The following is a 4396-nucleotide window of genomic DNA, read 5'->3' as shown; positions in this document are numbered from 1 at the left end:
AAACCACACACCCCCGCCACCGAGCCCGCAAGCCCCATGGACTCCCGCCTTCGCGGGAGTGACGAACGGATGGAAAAGCAACACCCCAAAAACCGTCATTCCCGCGCACGCGGGAATCCAGCCCTTCGTGCCGCAGCCTCAAATCCCGCCACCAAACCCGCAAGCCCTCACGCGTCAATCCGGCGCAAACAGATCAAGGTCCAGTGTCGGCCGCTCGCCAATATCGCCGCGATGCTTGCGCAGAAACTTCGCCGCCGCCTCGCGCCCCTTGTCGCGCAGCATGGTCATGAAATCCCATTCGGCATTGAGTTTGGAGGATTGATCAAGCTCCAGCATCACATCGCTTGCGATGCAATGCATCCGCATCGCCCCCCATTTGCTGGCCTCGCACGCATGGGTCGGCGCATCATGGCGCAGGATCGCAATCATCCGCAATTCCTTCATCAGGCTGCTATTGAACGATACCTCGTTGAGCCGATTGGCAATATCGCGTGATGTTTTCGGCACGCCGGGCCGTTTGACCGGGTTGATCTGTACTAAAACCGTATCATCCGATCCGCATTCGCGCACCAGCGGCCCAAGGCTCGGATTGCCGGAATATCCGCCGTCCCAGTACGGCACCCCGTCAATCTCAATCGCCTTGTAAATCGTCGGCAGACAGGCCGACGCCAGCAGCACATCGACCGTGATATCGGGGTTGCGAAACACCCGCCCCTGCCCGGTTTCCACATTGGTCGCGGTCACAAAAAGCTTGGCCGGGCTTTCATTGATCGCCCTGAAATCGACAACCTCGTTCAAAATCGCGGCTAACGGATTATCCCCCGCCGGGTTCAGGTCATAGGGCGAAAACATCTTCGCACTCATATCCAGCCACATATAAGCCAGCGAATTTTCAAGCGACCAGTTGCCAAACAGAATATCAATCGGGCTGCGCTGAAGCGGGCTGAACCGGGCGGCTTCCGACACCGCACGCCAGAAAGTCTCAAGATCAATCCGCGCCCCCTCATAACCGCCCTTGGCAAAGCCCGACGTCACCACCGCGGCATTCATCGCCCCGGCCGAGGTCCCCGAAATCGCCTCAACCGTGATTTCCTCATCCTCAAGCAACCGGTCCAGAACACCCCACGTAAACGCCCCATGCGACCCGCCGCCCTGCAACGCCAGACTGATATGCTTGCGCGGCTTTTTGGCTTTGCCGTTGGTTTTGCCGTTCGCGTTCCCGCGCCCGTTCACCTTGCTCTTCGCCGTCGGTTTCTTCGCACTCTCGCTCATGCCAACTCCTGCGTCATCTCACTCGCGGGCCACGCCCACCCTCATGATATGTTGCACATGCGAAGAATTGCCAGTTTGGAAGGGTTAAAAGGCGACAAAACACCGCCGCCCCGCCGTCACCCCCGCGAAAGCGGGGGTCCATCGCGCCACAGGCTCCGCTTTCGCGCATATGCACTTGACCTGTGCCGCCCATCACCAAAATATAAACCAATGATCGAAAAAGGAGGAGGCACCCGCAATGCCCCCAAAGCCCCCGAAATCCATTTCCCTGCGCGGCAAGACTGAGGCGGCGGACACCTCGCGAGACCTCACGCCAACCGATCAGCTATGGGACAACTTCTTTGACACGCAAAGCGTCTCAGATGATTTCATGAGCGACCGAAACCAGCCGGACATAGAAAAAACGGCAGGGTTCAGAAGCTCTTTTGAAAAATAAAATAACACCATCAAGCTTTACGACCTAATGATCGCAAGACATTTGCGCAGTCATAGATTGACGCTCGTGACGAATAATCTACTGGATGACTGGATGTTTAGCAGAGAAGCTCAAGCTCTTCGCCATAACCTAAACGTATTGCGTGACAATCATCGCAAAGCCTTAGCGATGGAACGCCGGGCATTGCCTCAGCGGAATTGACTATACGGTAGTCGATAGCAGGCACGTCCCCACATGCCGAACAAATTTCTAGCGACTGCTCTGACTGAATGGCGAAGCGCGCTAAAGCGCCGAGCCGAGGCTCCACACTATCAACAATTGAAAACCATAATTCACTGTGAGGAACCACGCGTTCCATATAGCGCCCCACATCATTAGGAAAGTTCTCGAGTAGCCAAGCACAAGCCACTTCGCGGCGATCTTGATCAATTTTCACAAGCATTTCGTAGAGCGTGATAAGTTGGTCAAATGTTTCGCGCGGTGCGTAGTTGTTCTGTTGCTTGTAATAAGCAAGATTACAAGCATACCGAAAGCCGCCAGAATAAGCTTCCCTAATCGTGTCTATGGAATAGGCTCTTAGCTCGTCCTGATCTGCAATTTTTTGCATTTGCCGCATTTCCACCATGTCATACCGCCATGGATGGGTTTTAAGTTCGTGCTTCCATACATCCAAGTAACCAGAATCACGGTAGGATCTCGCGATCACAGCGTCATATTTGGGATGCTCCATCACCAACTTATCGAGGTCTTGCAAATTCTCCACGCTGCCTTCAAAGCTGCGCGCAGCATCAAGAACCACGTTGGTTGCTTCCTGCATCACCTGTATGGGATTGTGCCTTTTCTTTAACCACTTAATTTCTTCATCTGTAACAGTCTCTGATACATCTGGCAGTTCATGAAGCAAGGGGCTGTTCCGCAAATCTTCGGGTGAACAATAATCATGATCAGGAACAAGCTGCACACCCGCGATTTGATATGAGCGCGCAACCAGCCGCGAACAGAATTCTGCCCTTCCGCGCGGCTTCTTAGGGCCTCCAAGCACTGTGCGTGCAGCTTCAACCTTAGAATACCGCGTACCTATTTCCGATCTGGCAAAGTTGACAATTTGGGAGATTCTAAGCTCCGGCAATTCTTCCTTTAGCCGGAATACAAAAAATTCCTCCTCATCATCAAAGAGCTCACGCTGTAAATTCCGAGCTTGGACGCCATCCGGAGTAGAGTCGATGACCGAACCTCGTTGCACATAAAGCATGGCGTGGGAAACGCTCCCTTGCGTAGAGAACCGAATGGCTTTTCCAGTTTTCCCTGCTCTCGCAGTCAAGATGATATCACCGGGTTTCAACAATTTGAAATTAATGCGTTTCATTATTCCCCTCACCCCCACTCAATCGCCGCAGGCAAATCCATTTTGGGTGCCTGTTCCATCACCATCGCAAGGAATATCCTCGCAATCGGCGACAGGCTTCTGCTTTGCCGCGTGATGATGCCAATCGGGCGTTTGCGGATGGGTTCGCAGAGCGGCACGAAGGCCAGTTTTCCCGGTGCGGCAAGGTCGGCGACGCGCGCGGCCAGTTCCGGCAGCACCGTGATCCCCACCCCTTCGGCCACCATCGCGGCCAGTGTCAGCGTATTGGATGTTTCGACAATCGGGCGTAATTGCGCGACCGGGTCGATCATCGCACTGCCCGGCCCGTCCTTGGCCCCGCCGCCACTGCCGTTCTGCCCCGCATCCGATTGGCGGGGTTTCGCCATTTTCGCCACCCGCTCAATCGCCCGTTCGCTGGCATTCGCCCGGCGCAATACCATTTGCGCCTCGGGCAGGCCAAGGGCGGCGGCGCGCTTCAGCACGTCGGAGGCCGCGACCTCCGCCGGGTCCACCGGCACATCTCCCGCGCCACCCCCACCAGAACCGGCAGCGCCACCAGTACCACCGGCCCAGCTTCCCGGTGCCGCCATCATCGCGCGCGTGCCCGATTCCGGGCCCAGCCCGACAAAGGCCTGATCGGCCAGTTCCGACCACGCAATCGCACTGCGTCTGGCAAAGGCATGGGTAGACCGGCACAGCACCCCGAACCGGTCGGAAAATAACGGGCTAAACGCAATATCGGGCAGGGCATGCCATTCCCCGGCAATGCCGAAATCCGCCTCGTTGCGCGCCACCGCCTCATGCACCTCGCCCGCATTCAGCTCGTCCAGGCGAAGCCGCGCATCGGGATGTTCATCAACAAACCGGCTGATCACGCCGGGCAGAATGCGCGTCAGGACCGAGGGGGCCGCCGCAATGCGGATCGTCCCGCCAATCCCCTTGGACAGCGCATCAAGATCGCCAAGCGCCTCTTCAAATTCGCTGATCAACCGACGCGCCGTGGGCAAAAACCGCGCGCCGGTAGCACTCAACGTCACCTGTCGCGTCGTGCGATCAAAAAGCGGCGTGCCCGCCACATCCTCGAACTGCCGGATCGTCGCCGTCAATCCCGACGGCGTCAGCCCCAGAACCTCCGCCGCGGCGGTAAAGGTGCCATGATCGGCGACCGCCACAAAAACCCGCATATGGCGCAAACTGATGGAAGACAGCATGTTTCATCCGCTAACTGGTTGACCGGACTGCAACACTAACGGGTAAATTGCGCGTTGTGCAGATATTCCTGCATGCGGCCCCGCCCCCGTCGCCAAACCGCCCCAAAAGCC

The 4396-nt window shown here is 56.9% G+C and carries 3 protein-coding genes; all 3 read right to left on the bottom strand.

Annotated elements, in window-relative coordinates; all coding sequences use genetic code 11:
* Positions 1-174: 174 nt before the first annotated feature.
* The 3 genes from BC440_RS11515 to BC440_RS11500 all read right to left on the bottom strand — a co-directional run bounded on the left by BC440_RS11515 (position 175) and on the right by BC440_RS11500 (position 4285).
* Positions 175-1272 carry a patatin-like phospholipase family protein gene (locus BC440_RS11515; protein WP_083379359.1) on the bottom strand — a complete coding sequence of 366 codons (1098 nt, stop codon included), beginning with the start codon at positions 1270-1272 and terminating at the stop codon, positions 175-177.
* 533 nt (positions 1273-1805) lie between these two features.
* Positions 1806-3074 (bottom strand): YiiX/YebB-like N1pC/P60 family cysteine hydrolase, encoded by a 1269-nt coding sequence (locus BC440_RS11505; RefSeq protein WP_139192119.1) that lies wholly within the window; start codon positions 3072-3074, stop codon positions 1806-1808.
* Between the two features lie 8 nt (positions 3075-3082).
* A complete protein-coding gene (locus tag BC440_RS11500; protein WP_071240236.1) occupies positions 3083-4285 on the bottom strand; it encodes a LysR family transcriptional regulator in 1203 nt (400 codons plus the stop codon).
* Positions 4286-4396: the final 111 nt, after the last annotated feature.

The organism is Thalassospira sp. MIT1004, assembly GCF_001858545.1.
In the GTDB taxonomy this organism is placed as follows: Bacteria; Pseudomonadota; Alphaproteobacteria; order Rhodospirillales; family Thalassospiraceae; genus Thalassospira; species Thalassospira xiamenensis.
Note: the sequence above shows the minus strand (reverse complement) of the source record. Positions and strands in the feature narration are given on the sequence as shown.